Annotated in this window: 20 protein-coding genes; 10 read left to right on the forward strand and 10 right to left on the reverse strand. The window is 62.5% G+C overall.

Features of this window, described 5'->3' with window-relative positions:
* Positions 1 to 104 precede the first annotated feature (104 nt).
* The 3 genes from LJF34_RS17230 to LJF34_RS17240 are packed head-to-tail and all read right to left on the reverse strand — an operon-like array spanning position 105 to position 2,417.
* Positions 105 to 353, reverse strand: coding sequence for a hypothetical protein (locus LJF34_RS17230; RefSeq protein ID WP_231186536.1), 249 nt, complete (start codon positions 351 to 353; stop codon positions 105 to 107).
* Positions 350 to 1,435 (reverse strand): ABC transporter permease, encoded by a 1,086-nt coding sequence (locus LJF34_RS29265; RefSeq protein ID WP_231186537.1) that lies wholly within the window; start codon positions 1,433 to 1,435, stop codon positions 350 to 352. Before LJF34_RS29265 ends, LJF34_RS17230 begins: the two co-directional genes overlap by 4 nt.
* Positions 1,422 to 2,417 carry an ABC transporter permease gene (locus LJF34_RS17240; RefSeq protein ID WP_231186538.1) on the reverse strand — a complete coding sequence of 332 codons (996 nt, stop codon included), beginning with the start codon at positions 2,415 to 2,417 and terminating at the stop codon, positions 1,422 to 1,424. Before LJF34_RS17240 ends, LJF34_RS29265 begins: the two co-directional genes overlap by 14 nt.
* A 127-nt stretch (positions 2,418 to 2,544) precedes the next feature.
* On the opposite strand from LJF34_RS17240, the gene LJF34_RS17245 reads away from it, so the two are divergent.
* Positions 2,545 to 2,724: a hypothetical protein gene (locus tag LJF34_RS17245; protein WP_231186539.1), complete on the forward strand. Its 180-nt coding sequence runs from the start codon at positions 2,545 to 2,547 to the stop codon at positions 2,722 to 2,724.
* Between the two features lie 31 nt (positions 2,725 to 2,755).
* Complete coding sequence (locus LJF34_RS17250) at positions 2,756 to 2,977, forward strand: hypothetical protein (protein WP_231186540.1); 222 nt, start codon at positions 2,756 to 2,758, stop codon at positions 2,975 to 2,977.
* 38 nt (positions 2,978 to 3,015) lie between these two features.
* Here the strand turns inward: LJF34_RS17250 and LJF34_RS17255 are convergent, their stop codons facing one another.
* Positions 3,016 to 4,992, reverse strand: coding sequence for an ABC transporter substrate-binding protein (locus LJF34_RS17255; RefSeq protein WP_231186541.1), 1,977 nt, complete (start codon positions 4,990 to 4,992; stop codon positions 3,016 to 3,018).
* Positions 4,993 to 5,110: 118 nt separating this feature from the next.
* Between LJF34_RS17255 and LJF34_RS17260 the strand changes: the two genes are divergently transcribed.
* From LJF34_RS17260 to LJF34_RS17270, 3 genes are read left to right on the forward strand one after another with little or no spacing between them, the layout of a single operon-like run.
* Positions 5,111 to 5,956 carry an SDR family NAD(P)-dependent oxidoreductase gene (locus tag LJF34_RS17260; protein WP_231186542.1) on the forward strand — a complete coding sequence of 282 codons (846 nt, stop codon included), beginning with the start codon at positions 5,111 to 5,113 and terminating at the stop codon, positions 5,954 to 5,956.
* A complete protein-coding gene (locus LJF34_RS17265; RefSeq protein WP_231186543.1) occupies positions 5,943 to 6,182 on the forward strand; it encodes a hypothetical protein in 240 nt (79 codons plus the stop codon). Before LJF34_RS17260 ends, LJF34_RS17265 begins: the two co-directional genes overlap by 14 nt.
* The gene (locus LJF34_RS17270) at positions 6,179 to 7,351 is read left to right on the forward strand and encodes an anhydro-N-acetylmuramic acid kinase (RefSeq protein WP_231186544.1); all 1,173 of its coding nucleotides are present in this window, start codon (positions 6,179 to 6,181) and stop codon (positions 7,349 to 7,351) included. The genes LJF34_RS17265 and LJF34_RS17270 overlap by 4 nt, the downstream gene beginning before the upstream one ends.
* Positions 7,352 to 7,899: 548 nt before the next feature.
* Here the strand turns inward: LJF34_RS17270 and LJF34_RS17275 are convergent.
* Positions 7,900 to 8,580, reverse strand: a complete 681-nt coding sequence (locus tag LJF34_RS17275) for an HAD family hydrolase (RefSeq protein ID WP_231186545.1) — start codon at positions 8,578 to 8,580, stop codon at positions 7,900 to 7,902.
* Positions 8,581 to 8,673: 93 nt separating this feature from the next.
* Between LJF34_RS17275 and LJF34_RS17280 the strand changes: the two genes are divergently transcribed.
* From LJF34_RS17280 to nagZ, 4 genes are all read left to right on the forward strand, one after another.
* Positions 8,674 to 9,720, forward strand: coding sequence for a serine hydrolase domain-containing protein (locus LJF34_RS17280; RefSeq protein WP_231186546.1), 1,047 nt, complete (start codon positions 8,674 to 8,676; stop codon positions 9,718 to 9,720).
* A gap of 63 nt (positions 9,721 to 9,783) precedes the next feature.
* Positions 9,784 to 10,959, forward strand: a complete 1,176-nt coding sequence (locus LJF34_RS17285) for a hypothetical protein (RefSeq protein ID WP_231186547.1) — start codon at positions 9,784 to 9,786, stop codon at positions 10,957 to 10,959.
* Between the two features lie 99 nt (positions 10,960 to 11,058).
* A complete protein-coding gene (locus tag LJF34_RS17290; RefSeq protein ID WP_231186548.1) occupies positions 11,059 to 12,225 on the forward strand; it encodes a DUF1343 domain-containing protein in 1,167 nt (388 codons plus the stop codon).
* 4 nt (positions 12,226 to 12,229) lie between these two features.
* Positions 12,230 to 13,861, forward strand: coding sequence for a beta-N-acetylhexosaminidase (nagZ, locus tag LJF34_RS17295; protein ID WP_231186549.1), 1,632 nt, complete (start codon positions 12,230 to 12,232; stop codon positions 13,859 to 13,861).
* Between the two features lie 680 nt (positions 13,862 to 14,541).
* On the opposite strand, the gene LJF34_RS17300 is transcribed toward nagZ, so the two are convergent.
* A complete protein-coding gene (locus LJF34_RS17300; RefSeq protein ID WP_231186550.1) occupies positions 14,542 to 15,303 on the reverse strand; it encodes an IclR family transcriptional regulator in 762 nt (253 codons plus the stop codon).
* A 172-nt stretch (positions 15,304 to 15,475) separates the two neighbouring features.
* Between LJF34_RS17300 and LJF34_RS17305 the strand changes: the two genes are divergently transcribed.
* The gene (locus LJF34_RS17305) at positions 15,476 to 15,904 is read left to right on the forward strand and encodes an OsmC family protein (protein ID WP_231186551.1); all 429 of its coding nucleotides are present in this window, start codon (positions 15,476 to 15,478) and stop codon (positions 15,902 to 15,904) included.
* 337 nt (positions 15,905 to 16,241) lie between these two features.
* Here LJF34_RS17305 and LJF34_RS17310 read toward each other — a convergent pair whose 3' ends face one another.
* Genes LJF34_RS17310 through tcuA form a run of 4 tightly spaced genes read right to left on the reverse strand, consistent with a single transcriptional unit; the run spans position 16,242 to position 20,877 of the window.
* Positions 16,242 to 17,384: a PrpF domain-containing protein gene (locus tag LJF34_RS17310; protein ID WP_231186552.1), complete on the reverse strand. Its 1,143-nt coding sequence runs from the start codon at positions 17,382 to 17,384 to the stop codon at positions 16,242 to 16,244.
* A 36-nt stretch (positions 17,385 to 17,420) separates the two neighbouring features.
* Positions 17,421 to 18,929 (reverse strand): tripartite tricarboxylate transporter permease, encoded by a 1,509-nt coding sequence (locus LJF34_RS17315; protein WP_231186553.1) that lies wholly within the window; start codon positions 18,927 to 18,929, stop codon positions 17,421 to 17,423.
* The gene (locus LJF34_RS17320) at positions 18,929 to 19,462 is read right to left on the reverse strand and encodes a tripartite tricarboxylate transporter TctB family protein (RefSeq protein ID WP_231186554.1); all 534 of its coding nucleotides are present in this window, start codon (positions 19,460 to 19,462) and stop codon (positions 18,929 to 18,931) included. Before LJF34_RS17320 ends, LJF34_RS17315 begins: the two co-directional genes overlap by 1 nt.
* The gene (gene tcuA, locus LJF34_RS17325; protein ID WP_231186555.1) at positions 19,459 to 20,877 is read right to left on the reverse strand and encodes an FAD-dependent tricarballylate dehydrogenase TcuA; all 1,419 of its coding nucleotides are present in this window, start codon (positions 20,875 to 20,877) and stop codon (positions 19,459 to 19,461) included. Before tcuA ends, LJF34_RS17320 begins: the two co-directional genes overlap by 4 nt.
* Position 20,878 lies beyond the last annotated feature (1 nt).

Genomic DNA, 20,878 nt, shown 5'->3' on the forward strand with positions numbered 1-20,878 from the left:
ACGTCGTGGGCCGTCTATGCGTGGCGCTCGGTTTTCGGGTGGTGCTCCGGCGGCGCGTATGGTATCTGGAGTGGACATGGATTCGAGTGGTGTGTGTCGTGTCATCAGTTGTACCCTATCAATCTGAGTCCGAGACGGCCGAGGATGGCGTAGATGAACGCGCTCGTGCCCCAGATGGCGAACATTCCGGCGAGAACGGCGTGCATCAGCGAGGGGAGGAGATAGCTGGAGAGGAGGACGGCCAACAACCAGCAGACAACGCCCAGCGCGACGACGAACGCGAGGAACGACCGTCTGACGGCAAGGAGGAGGGACACCGCCCGTCCGTTCTCGTCCGTGACCGAGGTGCTCATTCGTCACCTCCGGCTGTTTCGTGGCGTGCGCGAAGGCGGACGTTGAACACCCGGTCGAGACCCTGTGCGAGCAGGATGAATCCCAGCGAGATGAGGATGATGAGCGCCATCGGCACCAACAGCCAGTGTATCTGGTCGGGGTTCGTCAGGTTCGCTTGGTTGTACGCGTCGTTCATCATCAACCCCCAGTTCAGGTTCGACCGGGGGAGAATGCCGAGGAAGTACAACGCGACCGACTCGAAGATGATCTTCCGTGCGCTGGTCGCGAAGTTGACCGAGATGTACGGCATCAGGTTCGAGACCACATCCTTGCGGAGGATGTGGAACTCCGACAACCCCATGATGCGCGAGGCTTCGGTGAACGCCTCCTCGCGGATGCTCAACACCTGCGAGCGAACCGTCCGCGCCAACTTCGGCCAGTTGTCGATGCCGAGGATGAGGCCGACGACGAGGGGGCTTTCCGGTTGGTAGATGCTCGCCAGCACGATGACCAGCGCGATGCCGGGAATGGTGAGAACGACGTCCGTGACCGTCATCAACGCGGAGTCGGTGCGCCCGCCGCGGTAGCCCGCGACGGTTCCGATGAGGGTGCCGAGACAAACCGACAGCAACGCACCGGCGAGGATCATCTCCAGCATCGCGGGCGTCGCGTGGACGACCTGCTTCAGAATCGACTTCCCCATCACGTTGGTTCCGAGCGGATACGCCCAGTCTCGGAACGGCGAGAGGAATATCGGTCCCTCCATGACGGTGGCCTTCTCGACGAGGACGACGCCGAACGGGGCCTCGGCGATGATGCCCATGAGGACGAAGCCGAGGAGGATGAGCGACCCGACGAGCGCCCGCCAGTCGCCCAACAGGACCGCGATGGGCGCATAGACGCGACGTTCGAACGACCGTCGGGCTTTCTCGCGTGTCGTCAGTTCGGGGACGTTCGACGTTTGCGTGAAGATGCTCTCGTCCACGGGAGCGGAACCGGATCGGTTGCTCGTACCGCCGTCGGTTCGTGCGGGTTCGTCGGCGGTTCGAGGGGAGTCGTCGGCGTGCGGCGTTCCGGCGTCGTTCCCCTCAGTAGGCTTCACGTTCGCTCCCTCCTTTGACGCGGGGGTCGATGACGCCGTACGTCAGATCGGCGACGAGGATGCCCAACAGCGTGACGCTGGTGAAGAAGATGAACGACCCCATGATGAGCGGGTAGTCGCGGTTCAACAGCGCGTTGTACGTCACGAGGCCCATCGCGGGGTAGTTGAAGATGGTTTCGAGGATGATGCTGCTCCCGAAGATGCCCGCGACGCCCATCATGATGCTCGTATAGACGGGTAACAGCGCGTTGCGGCCGACGTAGCGGATGGCGATTCGACCCTGACTGATGCCGCGGAGTCGGGCGACCCGGATGTATCCTTCGCCCATCTCGCGGATACAATTCCCACGGAACGCCAGTGCGCCCCCGAACCCGGCGATGAACGAGGAGAACACGGGGAGGATGGCGTGTTTGACGACGCCGACGATGAACGGGAGGTTCAGTCCGGCCGTCGTATTCGGGTCCATCCGTCCGCCGCTCGGCAGCCAGCCGAGGGAGAACGAGAAGACGATGAGCGAGAGGATGGCGACGATGTAGTACGGGACGGTCGTGTTGGCGATTGAGAAAATCGTCATCCCGGTGTCGAACGTGCTTCCCTCGTTGTACGCCATGACCGCACCGAGCAGCAGACTGACCGTGGTCCCGAGCGCGAGGCCGTAGATACTGATGAACAGCGACCACGGCATCGCCTCGAACAGGATGTCGAAGACCGGTCGGTTCTTGAAAATCGACCGACCGAAGTCCTGATAGACGATGATGTTCCGGAGGTAGTCATAATAGGCGACGTACCACGGTTTGGACGGGTCGATACCGGTGTACGTCCGCACCATCGCGTTGATGCGTTCCATCTGCTGTGGCGACGGACTGCTCCCCTGCTCTATCATCTGTTGCATCAGATGGTTTCTCACCATCTCGACGGGTCCGAACGGTAACATCCGGTACAGGGCGAACGTCACCGTCAGTGCCAGCAGGAACACCAGCACGGATTGGCCTATCCGCTTCCAATAATACATCGTGCTACTGTGTTTGTGTTTCTCCCATTGCAATAAAGGTATGGGAGAGAATCTCTGTAATAGAGGGTTTCATTACGCCCCTGACCCATCGACGAATATGGCGATTCTCACGCGACTCCGCGAGTTGCTCGGGAACGACTCGGACGACACGGAGACGTACGGGTGTATCAGATGCGGCGCGACGTTCGACTGGGAGTACTACGAGTGTCCCGACTGCGGGGCCGCACACGCCGTCGCCCGCACGAACGACGAGGAAGGGACGGGGCGAAACGTTTAATTCCCGACGTACGAGTGGCCTGAACGAACGGATGTCCCACGCACCCACCGTCTTCGATTACGTCTGCTCGAACGCCGATAAGTTCGCCATGCTGCTGGCGTTCGAGTGTCTGGCCTGTCTCCTCTCGATACTGCTCTTCTTCTGGTCGGAGCCGGGAACGGCGACACACGTCGTGTCCGTCCTCAACGTCCTCGGTGCGGGTGCGCTCGGCGTCGGAACGGCGGCGCTCCTCACGAAGTGCCATCGAAACTGAGGACCGAAAAACCGCGAGTGGGACGACAGCCGTTGGCGTCACTTGGTCTTCGCGCTGATGTGCCCTTTCATCAGGAACTCGATGGCGTTCGTGAAGTGCTCGCTCTTCGCCTTCTCGGTCTGGGCACCGTCGCCGTTCCCCGTCGGGAAGTCGAACTTGTCCTGGTTGCCCCAGTACACCCTCGTCTCGTCGTAGAAGCCGATGTGGGGGACCTGCCAGTTGGTGTACCACATGAGTTTCCTCGTGAGGTCCTTGACCTCCTTCGTGGACTGGGTTTGGGACATGATGTTGCCCCACTTGACGGGATAGAGGGTCCGTTTCGACCCGCCGTCGCCCATCTGCCCGACCTTCTTCGGGAACTTCGGGCGGATGGGTTGGTTCAGCTTCTTGCTCCGTGATTGGGAGAGGTCGGGCGTTCGGCGGTCGACTTTGCAGTCGCCGCTCGGGTCCGTTACGTTCACGACTTCGTCGAACTTGCCGAGGCCGGCCACGCTGACGGTGGAATACGCGCTCGCCGGGTGTGACGTCTTCGAGAACCAGTTGACCATGTCGAAGTCGTGGGTGTCGGTCCAGCGCTTCCAGAACCCGCTGCTCGACGGGATGATGAGTTCGTTGTCGAAGCCGAACTCCTTGAGTTTGGGACTCAAGTACTTCCCGATGGTCTCGTAGATGGTCCACGGCGGCGTCAGGTAGGTGAGGCCCTCGACGCGACTGCCGTCCGGTCCGGCCCAGACGTCGCCGTCTTTCGTGTAACCCGCGTCCTTGAGGACCCGTTTCGCCTTCTCGGGTTTCGACGTGCGACCGTAGTCGATGAGCTTGTTCTGGAACCCCTTGCTCGTCCACTGGTTCCCGGTACTCACGGACATCCCGGTTACGGTGTCGCGAGGTTTGTAGTTCAGCCCCTGCGTGCTCCTGATGACTTTCACGAGTTGGTCGTGGTCCATGAGGTACGCGATGGCCCGACGGACGGGACGGCGAGCGAGGTGTTCGTTGTTCCAGTTCATGGCTATCTTCACGATGCTGGACGTGCCGAACTGGTTGAACACGTCGACGGTACCGTTGGATTTGGCCTGGTTTACCGTCTTGTCCCCCATGTCGAGTTGGCCGGCGTTGAGCGCCTGAATGGCCTTCTGCTTCTCCGAGATGAGATGCCAGTTGAACGTCTTCAGGTTCGTCCAGTCGGCGCGCGGGTGGTCCTCGTACTTCTCGTGGACGGCGTTGGTCGGCGAGAGCTGTTTGGGCTTCCACATCCCACAGCCGAGACCCTTCTCGGTGAGGTCGTTCAGCGTGATGGTCGTCGAAGTCAGCTCCTTCGTCACCTTCTCCACGGCGCTCTGACCGCCCGCGTCCTCGTACTTGTCGAGCCACGATTTGAAATAATCGTGCTTGGCGGGAACGGTGTAGTACGCGGATGCCGTCTTCTGCAACGACGGATTGGCCGGTCCCGCGAGGTGATGTTTGAGCGTGTGTTTATCGACCACCTCCCAGCTATCGTCCGTCTCGTCCGGACCGTAGCTCTCCTTGTAGTCGGTGATGACCGCGGCGGTGCGGAAGTCCTGAGCGGTGACGGGCGTCCCGTCCCACCACGTGTACTCGTCGTTGAGTTGTATCTCGACCTCACAGCCGCTTCCTTTGATGTTGATTTCGTCCGCGAGGTAGTACATCGGTTCCCCTTTGGCGTTGGGCCAAACCAACGACTCCCACCACATGTTGTCCATCCAGAACTCCGTGTTCTTCGTGTCGGTGAAGGGGTTGATGTTGGCCTTGCTGGGTTGCCAACTGACCGGTGCGCGCATGTGCAGCTCCGTCGTGACCGGCGTCCCGTTCTTTCCGTTGGAACCGCTCGAATCGTTCCCGGGGGTACCCGACATCGTCACGTCCGGATCGTTGGGGTTGCTGCCGCCGCAACCGGCCAGTCCGGCCATCGTCGCGCTGCCGCCGAGCGCGAGCCATCGTCGCCGCGTTAGCGGAGTTCTCTGTGGCTCATCGCTAGCACCGTGGTTGCTGTTATCCATACTCGCTTCGATTTAAAATGAACACGGAAAAATGTTTGGGTTAGTGACTGATTTCCGTGAGGACACGAACCGCGTTCGGGATACGAACCGTTTTGTGGTCCGGGGACAGGTGGAGCATATGGAAACGAGTACGGACCAGCGGAGCAACGAGGTCGCAATCGTCACCGGCGCGGCGAAGGGAATCGGCCGGGCGATCGCGAAGCGACTCGCGGACGCGGGCACCGCAGTCATCGTCGCCGACGTGGACGAGGAGGGCGGTGAGGAAACCGTTTCCCGTATCGAGGAGGCCGGCGGAACTGCCGAGTTCGTGCGAACCGACGTCAGCGAGTCGGCGGACGTGTCGGCCGTGGTCGAGGCGACGATGGAACGCCACGGGAGCATCGACGTCCTCGTGAACAACGCGGGCGGGTCGTTCGACGACGGGAACGTCGCGGACGTGAGCGACGAGACGTGGGAACGGGTCATCGACGTGAACCTGAAGGGGCAGTTCCTCTGTGCTCGGGAGACGCTTCCGGCGATGGTCGAATCGGGGGGCGGGTCGATGGTCCACATCTCCTCCATCAACGCGAAACTCGGCATCGGCCTCGCCTCCTACTCCGCCGCGAAGAACGGCATCATCGCGCTCTCCCGAATCGTGGCGACGCAGTACGGCCGTCACGGCGTCCGCTCGAACGCCATCTGTCCGGGGAGCATCATCACCGACGCGTCGAGCGAGAAGTTGACCACCGAGGGACCGATCCGGGAGGAGTGGCTGAACCAGTATCCGGTCGGGCGGTTCGGGCGACCCGAGGACGTGGCCGAGGCGGCGTTTTACCTCACGTCGGAGAAGGCGTCGTTCGTCACGGGCACGGAACTCGTCGTCGACGGCGGCCTCTCCGCCGGTCTCGACCAGCGGTTGGAGACGATGATGTACGACATCGACGAAGTTCCGACGCGAACACGTGAGAACGATGGGGACGACTGACCCGAACGACGACCCGGACCGCCCGGCGAACGGAGCTATAAGTAGTCCGACGAGAAACAGCGGAGGGATGACCACGGAGTGCCGCCGACTCACCGACCACGACAGCCTTTTCGCCGGTATCGACGTTTGGAACCGCGCCAATCCCGATTTTTCCATTCCCGACGGACTGGTCGCACAGAACGTTTTCGCCCCGTTCGACGGCGTCGACGGGGAGGAGACGGCGTGATCGAACGCGTCGTCGTCGGCCTCATGTCGGGCACGTCGCTCGACGGCGTCGATGCGGCCTGCTGTCTGATTCGACGGGACGGGAAGACGATACGCGACTACGACGTGACCGTCGAGTCGTTCGTCACGCGCGAGTACGACCCGGACTTCCGCGAGCGACTCGAACGCGTGTGTTCCGACGGCGGAACCGTCGCCGAGGCGTGTCGGTTGAACGTCGAACTCGGGGCGGTGTTCGCGGACGCGGCGGTGGCGGCGGCGTCGGCCGCGAACCGCGAACTCGCGACCGTAGACGCGATCGGTTCGCATGGACAAACGGTTCGCCACGAACCGGAACCCCGATCGCTGCCGGTGGGCGACGAGCGACGTCGTTCGACGCTCCAAATCGGGGACGGAAGCTACATCGCCGAGCGAACGGGCGTCACGACGGTCGCCGACTTCCGGACCGCGGACGTCGCAGTGGGTGGCCACGGCGCACCGCTCGTCCCGTTCGCGGACCTTGCCCTCCTCGCAGACGACGAGTCCTTCCGTGTCGCACAAAACATCGGCGGCATCGGGAACTGCACCGCGTTGCCGCCCGGTGCGGGGCGCGACGACGTGACCGCATTCGACACGGGGCCGGGGAACATGGTCATCGACGGCGTCGTGGAACTCCTGACGGGTGGCGAGCGGACCTACGACCGAGACGGCCGCATGGCCCGCGAAGGAACGGTCGACGAAGATGTTCTCGAAGATGCATTGGACGAGGCGTACTTCCGTGCCGAGCCACCGAAGTCCACCGGCCGGGAGCAGTTCGGTCGCGGATATGCGCGGGAGTTCGTCGCCACCTGCCGGGACCGAAACCGCTCGGATGCCGACATCGTGGCGACGGCAACGGCGCTGACCGCCCGCTCCATCGCCGACGCGTACGAACGATTCCTTTCCGAGGAACCGGACGAAATCGTCGTCTCCGGCGGCGGCGCGTACAACGCTACGCTTCTCGACATGCTCGGTGCCGAGGTCGACGCGCCGGTCCGGACCATCGACGAGTACGGCGTCGGAAGCGACACGAAGGAGGCCGCCGCGTTCGCCCTCCTCGCCGCGGCGGCGTTGGACGGCGTCCCGAACAACGTTCCCGGTGCGACCGGTGCAGACCGCCCGGTCGTCATGGGAAAACGCTGCCCGCCGACGTGAGAAACCGTTCGCCGACGCTTCTCAAACCGATTTCACGCGTTCGATTCTCCGACGATTCCCGGACCCGCCGCTACTCCACCTTCGGGTACGTCGAATCGAAGATTGACGAGGAGTCGATCCGCAAGTCCAGTGTGGACGACAATCGTCGTTATCAGCGGTCGAGAAGGGACTTTCGACGGACCCGAAACGAACCGCCCATTCACCACGAATATCCATGTTCGTTAACTGGGCACGTGAAACCCGAGCGGCCCGTTCAATCCCCATTACGAAATTAGACCTGTAACGACCGTCCGATGGTCGTGGAAGACCCTTTCCACCTTTGTTAGTCGTTCTCTCGGCGTTTCCGCGGCCGTTTCGACCCCTCCGAATCCGCTCGTCGTGGTGAGATGCCACCCTGAACGTTCGGAAGCGGAGTTACACGGGTTTCAGTGGGTTCTTCCCCTCGTTTCGGCTGTGTCGAAACGGGGTAGTCGGTGCGAAAAGAAGCGGTCGCTCTTCGGCGACACACGACCTGAAACCGAGCAAGGCAGTAGGGAACGGACGGAGACTTACGCGGCGTCCGCGACGTCGGGAAGCGAACGGAGGTCCGTGAGCGATTCGACTTCGTAGGTCGGTTCCTCCGGAAGGTCGTACCCTTCACGGTGGGGGCGGCGGATGAACGCGGAATCGAGACCCGCACGATGGGCGGCACGAACGTCACAGGCGCTATCGCCGACGTAGAGGCCGTCGTTCACGTCGAGGTCGGCCATCGCTTGCTCGATGTAGTAGGTCTCGGGTTTGGTCTGCTCGAAGCCCGCTACCGTCGGTTCGCGGCCGTACACCGTCTCAAAGAGGTGGTCGAAGTCGAAGCGATCGAGCATGTACTCGACGGTGGTGTGTTGGTTGCTGCTGACGACGCCCATGTCGTGGTTGGCGGCGAGGTCCGGGAGGACCGCACAGTCGTCGTAGGGAACCCGCTCGCCGCGGTCCATCATCCGGGATTGGAGGCGCGACGAGTTCGCCTCGCGCTCGGCCCAGAACCGCTCGAAATCGACGCCGTGGTCGTCGCACACTACCCGCATCCCCTCCACCGTCGCACCGGCGATGAAGGCATCGACGTCGGCGTCGTCGGGCGACAGGTCGAACGCGTCGAACGTCTCCACGACGGCCTGTCGGTAAACCGTCGGGTGGTCGGGATGGAAGGCGAGAAGGACGCCGTCCACGTCGAACAACAGCGAATCGTAGGTCATGCGTGATGCCTTGAGTCGGAAACGACAAATAGGTTGTTCACCGCGGGAGGACGACGAAGGGACTAAGACGGTTCGCCTCCCTCGTTCAGCGGAATGAGACAGTCGAACGGAGATTCGTCGCTCGAAGCGGTTCTCGCCCGGGGGTTGGAGGAAGGGGCGTATCCCGGTGCCGTGGCGGCGGTCGGAACGGCGGACGGAATCGAGTCGGTCGGCGTCGTCGGCGAACGCGACCCCGAGCGCGGCGAGGCGATGACCCGCGAGACGGTTTTCGACGGCGCGTCGTTGACGAAACCCGTCGTGACGGCGACGACGGCGCTGGCGTTGGTCGAGGCGGGTGAAATCACGCTCTCGGACGAACTCCGACGACACGTCCCGTCCCTCGACGGGTATCGACGCGGCGAGGTGCGACTCCTCGACCTGCTAACTCACACTTCCGGCTTTCAGCCGTACGCGTTCTCGGAGTCGTGGGAGTCGCCGAGCGACGTGTTGGAGGGGCTTCGAAACCGTTCGATACTCGAAGCCGAACCCGGCAGTCGAAACGAGTACAGTTGCCTCAACTTCGTTCATCTGGCCGAGGCGCTTCGCGGGGCGACGGACGCCTCGCTCGGCGAACTCGCAGAATGGTACGTGTTCGGCCCCGCCGGAATGGAGTCCTCCGGACTCGGACCACTCGCCGATACCTCGAACGTCGCCGCGACCTACGACCACGAGTACCGTGACCGCGTCCTCCGCGGAGAGGTCCACGACCCGCTCGGATGGGCGATGAACGGCCAGAGCGGGAATGCTGGCCTGTTCACGACGGTCGACGACCTCGCGGCGTTCGCGCGGGCGTACCTCGCCGCCGACGGGGGGCTCCTCTCTCCGGCGACAATCGAGCGGCTACAGGACGACTGGTTATCGGACCACGCCACCCGCCACAGCCTCGGGTGGCGACTCGCCGACGAAACATACCCCGCGCCGAACTGGTCGCGGGTCGGACTCGGTCACACGGGTTACACCGGTACGTCGCTGTGGCTCGACCACGCCCGCGACCGGTTCGCCGTCCTGCTCACGAATCAGGTGTACGAGGGAAAGGGGACCGGCCTCATCCGCTTCCGCGAGCGGTTCCACGCGATGGTCGCCGCCGGACGCTTCGACTGAGCCGATTTTCTACTCATGCCCCTATCGGGGAATATTTATTACACGGCGCGAACGTTGGCTGGTATGGTCGCAGTCTGGAGCTATCCGTGGCGTCTGCTCGCACGATCGCCCGACACGACGAGGAGGGAACTCGCCGAACTGGGCGTGACGAGCGTCACCGTCGCCGCGCACTACCACTCCATCCGAACGCTCGACCCGCGTTCTCCCGACGATCTGTTCGAATCGTACGAAGGCGGCTGCTACTTCCGACCCGACCCGGAGCGGTTCGCCGACACGCCGATCGACCCGCCGGTGAACGAAACCAGCGGCCACTCCGACCCGTTCGGGGCCGTCGTCGAACGGTTGACCGAGGCGGGTATCGACGTGACCGCGTGGCTGGTCTGTTTCCACAACTCGAACCTCGGCACGTCGAACCCCGAGTACCGCATCGAAAGCGCGTTCGGCGACGCTCACGACCACGCGTTCTGTCCGTCCCATCCCGAGGTACACGCATACTTCGAGGACGTCGTGCGCTCGCTGGCCGACTACGACATTGCGGCCGTCAACCTCGAATCGCTCGGCTTTCCGAGCGCGTTTCACCCCCACGGATCCACGTTCGGCCACGCGAAAAATCAGGTCGTCCGCGGCAAACACGAGGAAATCCTCCTCTCGCAGTGTTTCTGTTCGGCCTGCGAAAAGCGAGCGGCGAGTCACGAAGTCGATTTCGACCGCGCTCGGAACGTCGTCCGGTCGCTCGCCCGCGACGTGCTTCGAACGCCGACGCCGGAAGTCGAATCGCTGGAGCGCCTCGTCGAGGAACGTCCCGTCCTCGCCGACCTCTTCGAGTTCCGCGCGTCGGTCATCGACGCGTTCCTCGAACGCATCGCGGCGGCCAGCGGCGACGTCGCGTTGACCTACTCGGCGTCGGACGGCCTCGGCCGCGAACCGAACGACGGGTGGCCCGCTGGCGTCGTCCTCGACCGCGTCAGCAATCATCTCGACCGTATCGTCGCGCTCTGTTACACCGACGACCGTGACCTCGCACGGCGTCGCGTTCGTGCGTATCGGGACGCCGTCGACATGCCGGTCGACGTCGGAGTCACCCTCGACCCCGGCGTCCTCGGGACCGAAGCGGAGTGGCGGCGGTTCGTGGGGGAAGTCGGCGGTCTCGGCGACGAACTCCACGTCTACAACCACGCGCTGCTGAGCGAGGACCACCTCGACTGGTTCGACGTCGCCGTCGCACCTGCGAACGATTGAGCGAACCGGCAGCAGTACGTGTCCCCGTCCCCTCCCGCCCCCGACAGATAATCGCACGCCACATGGGGTTTTTTAAGGGGATAACGCATTGCCGAAGATATGGCAACACTCGGCGTAGAACGGTTGCTGAACGACCGTTCCGAGACGGTCGAGGGCGAGCGACTGGGACTCATCACGAACCCGTCGGGAACCGACAGCAACCTCAACACGACGATAGACCTGCTCGATGCCCGCGAGGAGTTCGACCTCCGCAAGCTCTTCGGGCCGGAACACGGGCTTCGGGGCGACGCACAGGCGGGCGTAAAGGTCGAAGACAGCACCGACGAGCGCACCGGCCTTCCGGTGAAGAGCCTCTACGGGGAACAGAAACGGCTGACGCCGGAGATGATGGACGGCGTCGACACCGTCATCTACGACATGCAGGACGTCGGCTGTCGGTTTTACACGCTCATCTACACGCTGGGGTATGCGCTGAAAGGCGTCGCTGAAGCGGACAAACGGATGGTCGTCCTCGACCGACCGAATCCGATTTCACCGCTTCCCGTCGCGGGCAACCGAATCGGCGACGACGTGGCCTCGTTCGTCGGCGCGTACGAACTCCCCGTGGTCCACGGGATGACCGTGGGCGAACTGGCGACGTACTTCAACGGCGAATTCGACGTGGGGGCAGATGTGGAAGTCGTCGAGATGCGCGACTGGTCGCGGACGGACTGGTTTTCCGACACCGACCTGCCGTGGGTGTACCCGTCGCCGAACATGCCGACGCCGGGAACGGCGACGCTGTACCCCGGCATGTGCTTTTTCGAGGGAACGAACCTCTCGGAGGGACGCGGGACGACGAAGCCGTTCGAACTCGTCGGCGCGCCGTGGATAGACGCGGACGACTGGGCGGCGGAGCTTTCGAATCAAGGACTGGACGGCGTCGCCTTCCGTCCGGCGTACTTCTCGCCGACGTTCTCGAAACACGAACGCGAGAACGTGACCGGCGTCCAGATTCACGTCCTCGACCGGGACGCCATCGACCCCGTGACGGTGGGTCTGACGGTCCTCGCCTCGGCGTTCACGGCGTCCGACGACTGCGAGTGGATAGTCTACGACGGCGATTACTTCATCGACAAGTTGGCTGGAGGAAGCTACCTCCGCGAGACGATAGACGCCGCGGACGCCTCGGCGGAACCGCGGGAAATCGCCGACACCATCGTCGGCAGTTGGGAGGGGGACCGAACCGAGTTCCTCGACGTTCGGGCGGAGTACCTACGGTACTGATATCATGAGTTCGACAACAGAACCGGAGTCGGCGGAATCGACGAATCCGCCGGCCTCCCCGACGGATATAGAAGCGGACGTTTCGTCCCTGTCGCTTTCCGAAAAGGTCGGCCAGTTGTTCGTGGCCGGGTTCGACGGAACGACGCCGACCGAGGAGATAGCGACGCTCGTCTCCGAGCGCCACCTCGGCGGCGTCATCTACTTCAGCCGGAACGTCGAATCGCCGGACCAGCTCCGGACCCTCTCACGCACGCTGCAAGGGTTCGTTCCGGACGGGAAGCCGCCGCTGTTCCTGTCCATCGACCAAGAAGGGGGCCGGGTCGCACGCCTCTCGTGGGGGACCGAACTGCCGAGCGCGATGGCGCTGGGTGCGGTCGACGACCCGGACCTCGCTTTCCGCGCCGGGAACACCGTCGGACAGGAACTGCGCGCGCTCGGCGTCGATATCGACCTCGCACCCGTCCTCGACGTGAACAACAACCCCGACAACCCGGTCATCGGGGTTCGGTCGTTCGGCGAGCGACCGGACCGAGTCGCGGAACTCGGGTCGGCATTCGCCGAGGGGCTACAGGAATCCGCCGTCGTCGCCTGCGGAAAGCACTTTCCCGGCCACGGCGACACGGCGGTCGATTCCCACCTCGACCTGCCGGTCATCGACCACGACAGGGAACGCCTCGACGGGGTGGAACTGCGACCCTTCCGCCACGCCATCGACCGCGGTATCGGGGCCATCATGACGACGCACGTCGCGTTTCCGACCATCACGGACGACCCGAAGCGACCGGCGACGCTCTCCGCGCGCGTCGTGACGGGACTCCTCCGCGAGGAGTTGGGCTTCGACGGACTGGTCCTCACGGACTGCATGGAGATGAAGGCCATCGCCGACGGGGTTGGAACCGTCGAAGGCTGTGTGCAGGCGGTCGAAGCGGGCTGTGACCAAATTTTCGTCTCGCACACGCCGACAAAACAGCACGCCGCCATCGACGCCGTCATCGAAGCGGTCGAATCGGGGCGGATTTCCGAGGACCACATCGACGCGGCGGTTCGACGCGTCCTCCGCGCCAAGCGGGCGTACGGGGCGGGGTACGTCGCCGACGAGACGGAATGGGACGAGGCCGCGACGGGGTGTCGGTCCGTCGCGCACGAAATCGCCGAACGCGGCGTCACGCTCGTCCGCGACGAGTCGGGGGAACTTCCCGTCACCGGTCGCGTTTCCGTCTACGAGTTCGATAGCGGACGGGGGTCGCGCGCCGAGGAGACCACCGACCGAGACGGCGCGTTCGCGTCGGCACTGGCGGCGGCGGGCGTCGAAGTCGATAGTACCGTCCTCGTGCCGGGTGAGTCGCCGAGCGAAAGCGTCGCCGTCGCAGACCGCTCGACCATAGTCCGCACGTCGGACGCCGTCTCGAATCCCGACCAAGCGACAGTCGTCGATACCCTTTGGGAGCGGGGCGCGAACCCGATCGTCGTCGCGACTCGGAACCCCTACGACCTCTCCGCGATTCCGGAAGTCGAGACGTACCTGACGACGTACGACGACACGGCGGCGTCGCTCGCTGCCGCGGTCGAACTGCTGGTCGGAGACCGAACCGCATCCGGTCGGTTGCCGGTGACGATTCCGGGGAGTAGGGAGTAAAACTGATTGGTAATACTAACCAGAAATACTGTTCGGAAAACCGACTCAGTAACCTTTTCAGCGTGTTTTTCAGGAGCCTTCGAAGTTTTACTCTTCAACATTACCTGAGAGTATTACTAAGCGAAAATACTGAGATGGGAGGACGGGAAAGACTCGAAAGCGGAGAGGTTGCGGCCCTACCGTGTCCGCGAGACGGTTTTCGAGACTCCGACTCATTTGCCCGCCTCCACCACCGAACACCGCGCCAGTATTGTCCTAACGAACCAATATCGAATGGCAAATACATCATGGAACTTCCGTTCTTCGACGGCCGTATTCTGGGATACATCAATTATCAACGATAGTTCGGTAACTCCGACACTCGTAGTCGGTGATGTACTCTGAAGTCGTGGAAAAACGCAACCCAATGTGAATTACCAATACCACAGTCATCCGGTTTCTAAGGGTTGTGGCGTATCGCGTTGTCGAGTATACGCTCTTCCTTACGATCAATTGTCAGTAAATTTGAAATCCGTCGTTCGTAAACAACGACGGAAACAGTAGAGGAACGCGTCGATTAATATCCCTATATTCGTACAATACTCTCGCCGCCGGGATGCGCGATACGTTTCGCTCGTAAGTAGACGCGATTCCACGGATTTGCGCGATACCTTCCCGTTAATTTCGACGTTCGATGGTCGCTACGCGTGTGCCAGTTTCAGTTCGATGATGTTCTTCGCGCGGCGAAGATCGTCCAACAGTCGGTCGCGGAACTCGCCCTCGATTCTGCTCACCGGGCCGGAGACGCTGATAGCGCCGATGACTTGCCCGTTCTCGTTCTTAATGGCCACCGCGAGACAGCGAACGCCGCGGACGCGCTCCTCGTCGTCAACGGCGTAGCCCCGCTCACGAACCGTCGCCAGTTCGGTTCGGAGTTCGTCGAGGTCGGTTATCGTCTTCGGCGTCCGTGCGGGCAATCCCGTTCGCTCGAAAATGGCGTCCGTCCTGCTCTCCGGGAGGAACGCGAGGATGGCCTTTCCGAGGGCCGTCGCGTGGAGGGACACGCGCTTTCCGGGGTGGGTGTCGAGCGGAATGGCGTTTCCCCCCTGCGCGTTGTAGATGTACACGCCCGTTCCGTCCTCCTCGACGAGAAGGTTCGCCGACTCCTCGGTTTCGGCCGCCAGTTCGTCTATTTCGGAACTGGCGAGTTCGTACACTTTGCGCCGGGAGCGGGCGTACTCACCCAAATCGAGGAACTGGAGGCTCACGTGATACGTGTTCCCGTCCCGGACGACGTATCCCCGCTGGACGAGCGTTCGGAGGTGGTTGTGCACCGTGCTGTCCGGAAGGTCGAGGTGGGCGGAGATTTCCGTGAGACGGGCACCGTCGAGTTCGCGCAGGGTGTCGATGATGTCGAGCGACCGCGCGGTCGTTCTGACGGGAGTGGTTGAGTCGCGGGTCATGCCCTCTACGTCCGTTCCTTTCCCGGAGGGGAGTTATATAATTTCCTTCGTACCGAAACGGTGGCAATCCGAAAAAGCCGTCTCGGAAGGCGGTGCGCTCGAACCCCAAACGGGGACCCAACTCGGCGGGCCAGTACTTCCATACGGGTGCCGACTGTACTCCGGGGTGACGATGACCACAAGACAAGCCGACACGACGTGGCAGGGCGGAAAGGACGGAAGCGGCGACTTCGAAACGGAGAGCGGACAGATAGAGGGGACGTTCCGATTCCCGACGCGGTTCGAGGACGAGCCCGGAACGAACCCCGAGGAACTCATCGGAGCGGCCCACTCCGGGTGCTTCTCGATGCAACTGACCGCGTTCCTCGAAGAGGAAGGGTACACGCCGGACAGCCTCCACACGGAGGCGGACGTGCACCTCGAACAGGCCGACGGCGGCGGCTTCGAAATCCCGCGTATCGACCTGACGCTGACGGCGGACGTTCCGGACATCGACGAGGACACCTTCGAGGAACTCACAGAGAACGCAAAGGAGAACTGCCCCGTTTCGAAGGCCCTCGCGGGACCGGATATCACGCTCGACGCGACGTTGGAAAGCTAGCGACGCGAGTGCGGTTTTTGAGAAGCGTCGACGGACTCCCGTGAAGGTTCTGACTCCCGTGAGTGAAATATCATCTCGGACAGACCGTGTTGTACGGTACACTACCGTGGTTGCGGTTCGACCTTCGCAGCGGAATCGGACATCGATCTCGTAGAGATGGGCGCGAAAGCTTAGAACGTCCGTCTACCGTCGAACCGTGAAACATGGCTCGATGACAGCGTGCTTGGCGACATCATTTGGCAATACTATTCAGCAACAGTAGACAGACTGATTGATAATTCTGAATAGTAATACTCGCGGGGGAGAGCCGATTTCGTTCGCCTCGACAGCCTAAGTCCTACTCGTCCGAGTGCGACGACTCCGGCAGCGTGTAGAACGCCGTCCCCTCCATGAGACGGCGTTGCGTTCGTGAGACCGTCACGGAACGAACGGAGTCGGACTCGATGGCGACCGAAACGGTCATGGTCCCCCGTGGATGCCCAAGCGTCACTTCGTTTTCGTGTGCGGTGGCGACCTCGTTCGGAATCGTTCCGGGGAGCAGCGCCGCCGCCGCCGTACACGCACCTCCGGTCACCGCGTAAATCGGGTGGAGGTATTGCATGCTCATGATTCGGGCCGTGAGGTCGATTTCCTCCGCGCTCACCCGTCCGTCCCCAGTCCCGTACGATTGCGGTCCGGAGACGAACGCCAGTTTCGGATAGCCCGGCGATTCCCGCGTCGCGCCGTCCGGGTCATCGACGAGACCGAGTTCGGCACAGACGTGTGCCCGAATCCGCTCGATTCGTTCGAGGAGTCGTGGGTCCGTGTCCACGCTGGATGGGTCCTCGGTCCCGTCGAGTCCGAGGTCGCTCGCTCGAACGAACGCGACGGGCGTCGTCACGTCCAACACGGTCGCGTCGATACGCTCGTGTTCGGTTTCGAGCGTGACCGCCGGGTCCCCGAGCGGAAAGAGCGACCCCGTCTTCGACCCGCCCGGGTGAACGAACGTCGTATCGACGCGCGCACCGGTCCCGGGGACGCCTTCGATGGAGAAGGAACCGGTCGATGCCGCACGCGTACCGTCCACCGGGAACGATTGTTCCAGTTTCGTCTCCGTGTTCGTGTTGTAGAGCGAGAGCGAAACGCGACCGTTCGCGTCGGGAGCGGCGTCGATGAGTCCCTCGTCGTACGCGAACGGCCCTATCGCCGTCGTCATGTTGCCGCAGTTCCCGCCGTAGTCGATGAGCGGTTCCGTAACGCCGACCTGTCCGAAGGTGTAGTTCACGTCCACGTCGGGCCGGGAACTCGGCGAGACAATCATGAGTTTGGAAGTCGTCGAAGTCGCACCGCCGAGCCCGTCGACTTGTCGCGGTTCGTGGCTCCCGAATACCGAAAGGATGGCCTCGTCGTGGTGTTCGGCCGGGAGTTCACCGCTCGCGATGAGGACTCCCTTGCTGGTTCCGCCCCGTACTATTGCACAGCGAATCGTCTCTTGGTCCATTGTTTTCTGAGTTTGGAAAGTGATGTTATCGAGAAATCACTGGTTGGTTGCGCGCCGATGCAGCTGGTCGAATAGCGGTCGCACGTACGGCCCGACGACGACGAAAACGATCATCGCGACGAGCACGACTCGCAACGGCGTTGCGAGGAAGATATCGAAACTGCCGCCGCTCAGTTGGAGCGACCGATAGAGGTTCTCCTCGGCTATCGGCCCGAGAATGAGTCCCAACAGGAACGCCACGAGTGAGTAGCCGTAGGAATCCATGAGATACCCGACGAACCCCATCACGAGAACGACGAACACGTCGATGTAGTTCGAGTGAAGCGAGTACGTTCCCAATACCGAGAGGCAGATGATAACCGGAATAATCAGGTCCGTGTTGACCGTCGTGATGTATCCAGCCCATCTGACGACGAGTAACCCGAAGACGATTATCACGACGCTGCAGACGACGAGCGTGGCGAAGATCGAGTAGGTCAATCCGATCTGTTCGTCGAACAGAGCGGGGCCCGGACGCAGTCCGTGGAGCATGAGCGCCCCGATGAGAACGGCGGTCGTCGTGCTCCCCGGAATGCCGAACGTGAGCGTCGGAATCAACGCCCCGCTGACGGTCGCGTTGTTCGCGGACTCGGTCGCGATGACCCCATCCTCGACACCGGTTCCGAACTCGTCCGGGTCCTTGCTCGACCGTTTCGCCTCACCGTAGGCGATGAACGTCGAAACGGAGCCACCCGAACCGGGAATCGCACCGACGAGCAGGCCGATACTGGACGATTTGATCAGCGTGAGCGGTTTCGAGAGGACGTCCGCGATACCGGATTTCACGCTCCCGCTCACGTCGACATCGCCGTCACGGGAGATGCTGCCGTCCCGAAGACTGAGTCGGAACATTTCGGAGATGGCGAAGATGCCGATGAGTGCGGCGACGAAGTCGACGCCGTCGTACAGTCCGAGCATGCCGAAGGTGTACCGCTCCGACACCGACATCGGTGCGACGCCGATGGTGGCGATGAGCGCACCGAATCCGCCCGCCATCACGTCCTTGAGGAAGGACCCGTCGGAGACGACGATGATGAGCGAGAGGCCGAAGACAGCTATCAGGAAGTACTCCGGCGTTCCGAACATCAGCACCAACGAAACCATCACCGGCATGAGGAGGATGATCACGATGGCGCCGAAGAGGTCGCCGAGTCCGGACGAGAGGGCCGATATCGTCAGCGCGTCTATCGCACGCCCCTGTTTCGTCATCGGATAGCCCTCGATCGCCGTCGCGGCGGCGGAGGAGTCCCCCGGAACGTTGAACAGTATCGACGAGATGCTGCCGCCGTACATCACGCCGTTGTAAATCGCCATGAGGAAGACGATGGCGCTCGTGCTTCCCATTCCGATCGTGAACGGCATCGCTATCGCAACGGTGAGTGCACCGCCGACGCCGGGCAGCGCACCGCCGATAATGCCGATGAGAACGCCGAGCAGGATGAGCAGGGCGTTCGGCCACGCGAAAATCGTTTTCGTCGCTTCGACGAGGATACCGATATCCGCCATCAGAATCCCCCCGTCATCAGGTCGAGGTTCATGAGTGTCATAAAGCCGTAGGCGACGGTGGTCATGATGACCGTGAGTAGCACCGTCCGCCAGAGCGGTTGCCGTTTGTACAGTAGATAGATGAAGACGAACGGCGGTGTCGGCCAGAACAACCCGACGAAAAAGCCGCTGAGCACGTAGCCGATGACCAACAGACCCAGAAAGAGCATGGATTCGAGGGAGATGTCCTCGTCGGACTCCTCCACTTCCTCCGTCTGGCGTCCACTCAACACGACGTTTTCGCTACGCCGTATACCGAGATTCAACCGTGTCGTCGCCAGTCTTAATGCACCAGCGACGAGCACCGTCCCGGCGGTCAACCGGGGAAACAACTGTGCGGACGCGGAGAACTCCGCCGCCGTGATGAACATGTACCCGGCGATGGCGATGAGAAACCAGAAGAACAGCGGGGCACCGTCCACTTTCCGGATAAACTCCGCGACGGGCGTCGCCGGGTTGCGTTCGAAGACGTTCGAGTTTTCTTCGTTGCTCATGATTGGATGTATGCGTCCGTGGATTCCGCCGCTATCTTGCCGTACACCGCCGCGTTCGTCTGTGCCGTCCCGCCCGGATAGTTGTCGTAGAACAACCCGCCGGTGCTGTTTCCGGCGGCGAACAGACCCGGAATGGACCCATCCCGGGTGTCGATGACGGACGCCTCGGTATCGGTTTTCACGCCGCCGAAGCTGAACGTGATGCCGCCGGTCACGGCGTATGCGAAGTACGGCGGTTCGTCGATCGGAATCGCCCAGTTCGATTTTTCAGTATTCAATCCGTCCGTGTTGTTACCGTCTAGTGTCTTCGGGTCGAACCCGTTCGGGTCACACGCGGCGTTGAAATCCCGAATCGTCTCGACACCTGATGCGGGAGCACCACAGCCGATTTCCGCGAGCAGGTCCTCGAAATCGTCGGCTTGAACCGGGTCGGACGGACCGGTTGCCCGCACCAAGTCGTGTGCTTTCGAATCAAGGACGATGAAGCCGACGTGATTTGGTTGTTCGAAGATTTTCCGGCCGAACTTCGCGTAGGTGTGTGCTCTAGCGTCCTCCCCTTCGTCCACGAACCGCTCGCCGTGGTCGTTGAGGATGACGCCGTACTGGTAGCCATCGACGCGGTTCGCACCGCCTTCGACGTCGGGCGACGCCGCGTCGATGAGCGCCATGTGTGCGCCGCCCCACTGCCCGACGAGGTTCGCACCCGCAGATTCCGCCATCACCAGCGCCTCACCGGTGTTGTATCGACTGCCCCGGACGTTCATCTCGTCGTATCCGGGACCGTAGTAACGGACGCGTTTCTCGTCGCTGGAACCGTAATCGCCCGCCGCGAGGATGACCGCATCCACGTCGAATTCGATCTGTCCGTCCGGCGTTCGTGCGCCGATGCCGTCGATTTCGCCGGTCGGGGCGCGGTGGAGAGCCGCCGCCTCCGTCTCGAACCAGAAGTCCGCACCCTCCTCCTCGGCGGTAGCGGTGAGCGTTTCGACGTACTTCTCGCCGTCGAACCACGTCCGAGCGGCGGTGTACCCCACCGCGAGCGGTTCCATGCGCCAATCGACGCCCGCCGCGGTCAGCCACTCAACGGTCTCACCGGCGTTCTCAACGAGGGTCGTCGTCAAGTCCTCGTCGGCTTTGCCGCTCGTCTGGCTCATGATGTCCCGATAGAAATCCTCCTCGGCGTAGTCGTCCACGGCGAACTCGTAGCCGTACTGTTCGAGGTCGGTTCCGACGGACGGGACGCGGAAGGACTCGCTGAAACGCGTGTGCCCGCCCTGCCGCTCCTTCGGGGCTTTCTCCAGCACTGCGACCGAGTATCCGAGTTCCGCAGCGCGAAGCCCGGCAACCAATCCAGCTGTTCCACTCCCGACGACGGCGATGTCGTACCCGTGTGTCTCCGAATATTGTAGCGTCATG

It is taken from the genome of Haladaptatus sp. DYF46 (assembly GCF_021083305.1).
GTDB lineage: Archaea > Halobacteriota > Halobacteria > Halobacteriales > Haladaptataceae > Haladaptatus.

What these genes read in the sequence shown, in the direction of transcription:
- LJF34_RS17230 (WP_231186536.1), bottom strand. Translation starts at nt 353, where the DNA reads ATGAGCACCTCGGTCACGGACGAGAACGGACGGGCGGTGTCCCTCCTC.
- LJF34_RS17245 (WP_231186539.1), top strand. Translation starts at nt 2,545, where the DNA reads ATGGCGATTCTCACGCGACTCCGCGAGTTGCTCGGGAACGACTCGGAC.
- LJF34_RS17250 (WP_231186540.1), top strand. Translation starts at nt 2,756, where the DNA reads ATGTCCCACGCACCCACCGTCTTCGATTACGTCTGCTCGAACGCCGAT.
- LJF34_RS17255 (WP_231186541.1), bottom strand. Translation starts at nt 4,992, where the DNA reads ATGGATAACAGCAACCACGGTGCTAGCGATGAGCCACAGAGAACTCCG.
- LJF34_RS17260 (WP_231186542.1), top strand. Translation starts at nt 5,111, where the DNA reads ATGGAAACGAGTACGGACCAGCGGAGCAACGAGGTCGCAATCGTCACC.
- LJF34_RS17265 (WP_231186543.1), top strand. Translation starts at nt 5,943, where the DNA reads ATGGGGACGACTGACCCGAACGACGACCCGGACCGCCCGGCGAACGGA.
- LJF34_RS17275 (WP_231186545.1), bottom strand. Translation starts at nt 8,580, where the DNA reads ATGACCTACGATTCGCTGTTGTTCGACGTGGACGGCGTCCTTCTCGCC.
- LJF34_RS17280 (WP_231186546.1), top strand. Translation starts at nt 8,674, where the DNA reads ATGAGACAGTCGAACGGAGATTCGTCGCTCGAAGCGGTTCTCGCCCGG.
- LJF34_RS17285 (WP_231186547.1), top strand. Translation starts at nt 9,784, where the DNA reads ATGGTCGCAGTCTGGAGCTATCCGTGGCGTCTGCTCGCACGATCGCCC.
- LJF34_RS17290 (WP_231186548.1), top strand. Translation starts at nt 11,059, where the DNA reads ATGGCAACACTCGGCGTAGAACGGTTGCTGAACGACCGTTCCGAGACG.
- nagZ (WP_231186549.1), top strand. Translation starts at nt 12,230, where the DNA reads ATGAGTTCGACAACAGAACCGGAGTCGGCGGAATCGACGAATCCGCCG.
- LJF34_RS17300 (WP_231186550.1), bottom strand. Translation starts at nt 15,303, where the DNA reads ATGACCCGCGACTCAACCACTCCCGTCAGAACGACCGCGCGGTCGCTC.
- LJF34_RS17305 (WP_231186551.1), top strand. Translation starts at nt 15,476, where the DNA reads ATGACCACAAGACAAGCCGACACGACGTGGCAGGGCGGAAAGGACGGA.
- LJF34_RS17310 (WP_231186552.1), bottom strand. Translation starts at nt 17,384, where the DNA reads ATGGACCAAGAGACGATTCGCTGTGCAATAGTACGGGGCGGAACCAGC.
- LJF34_RS17315 (WP_231186553.1), bottom strand. Translation starts at nt 18,929, where the DNA reads ATGGCGGATATCGGTATCCTCGTCGAAGCGACGAAAACGATTTTCGCG.
- LJF34_RS17320 (WP_231186554.1), bottom strand. Translation starts at nt 19,462, where the DNA reads ATGAGCAACGAAGAAAACTCGAACGTCTTCGAACGCAACCCGGCGACG.
- tcuA (WP_231186555.1), bottom strand. Translation starts at nt 20,877, where the DNA reads ATGACGCTACAATATTCGGAGACACACGGGTACGACATCGCCGTCGTC.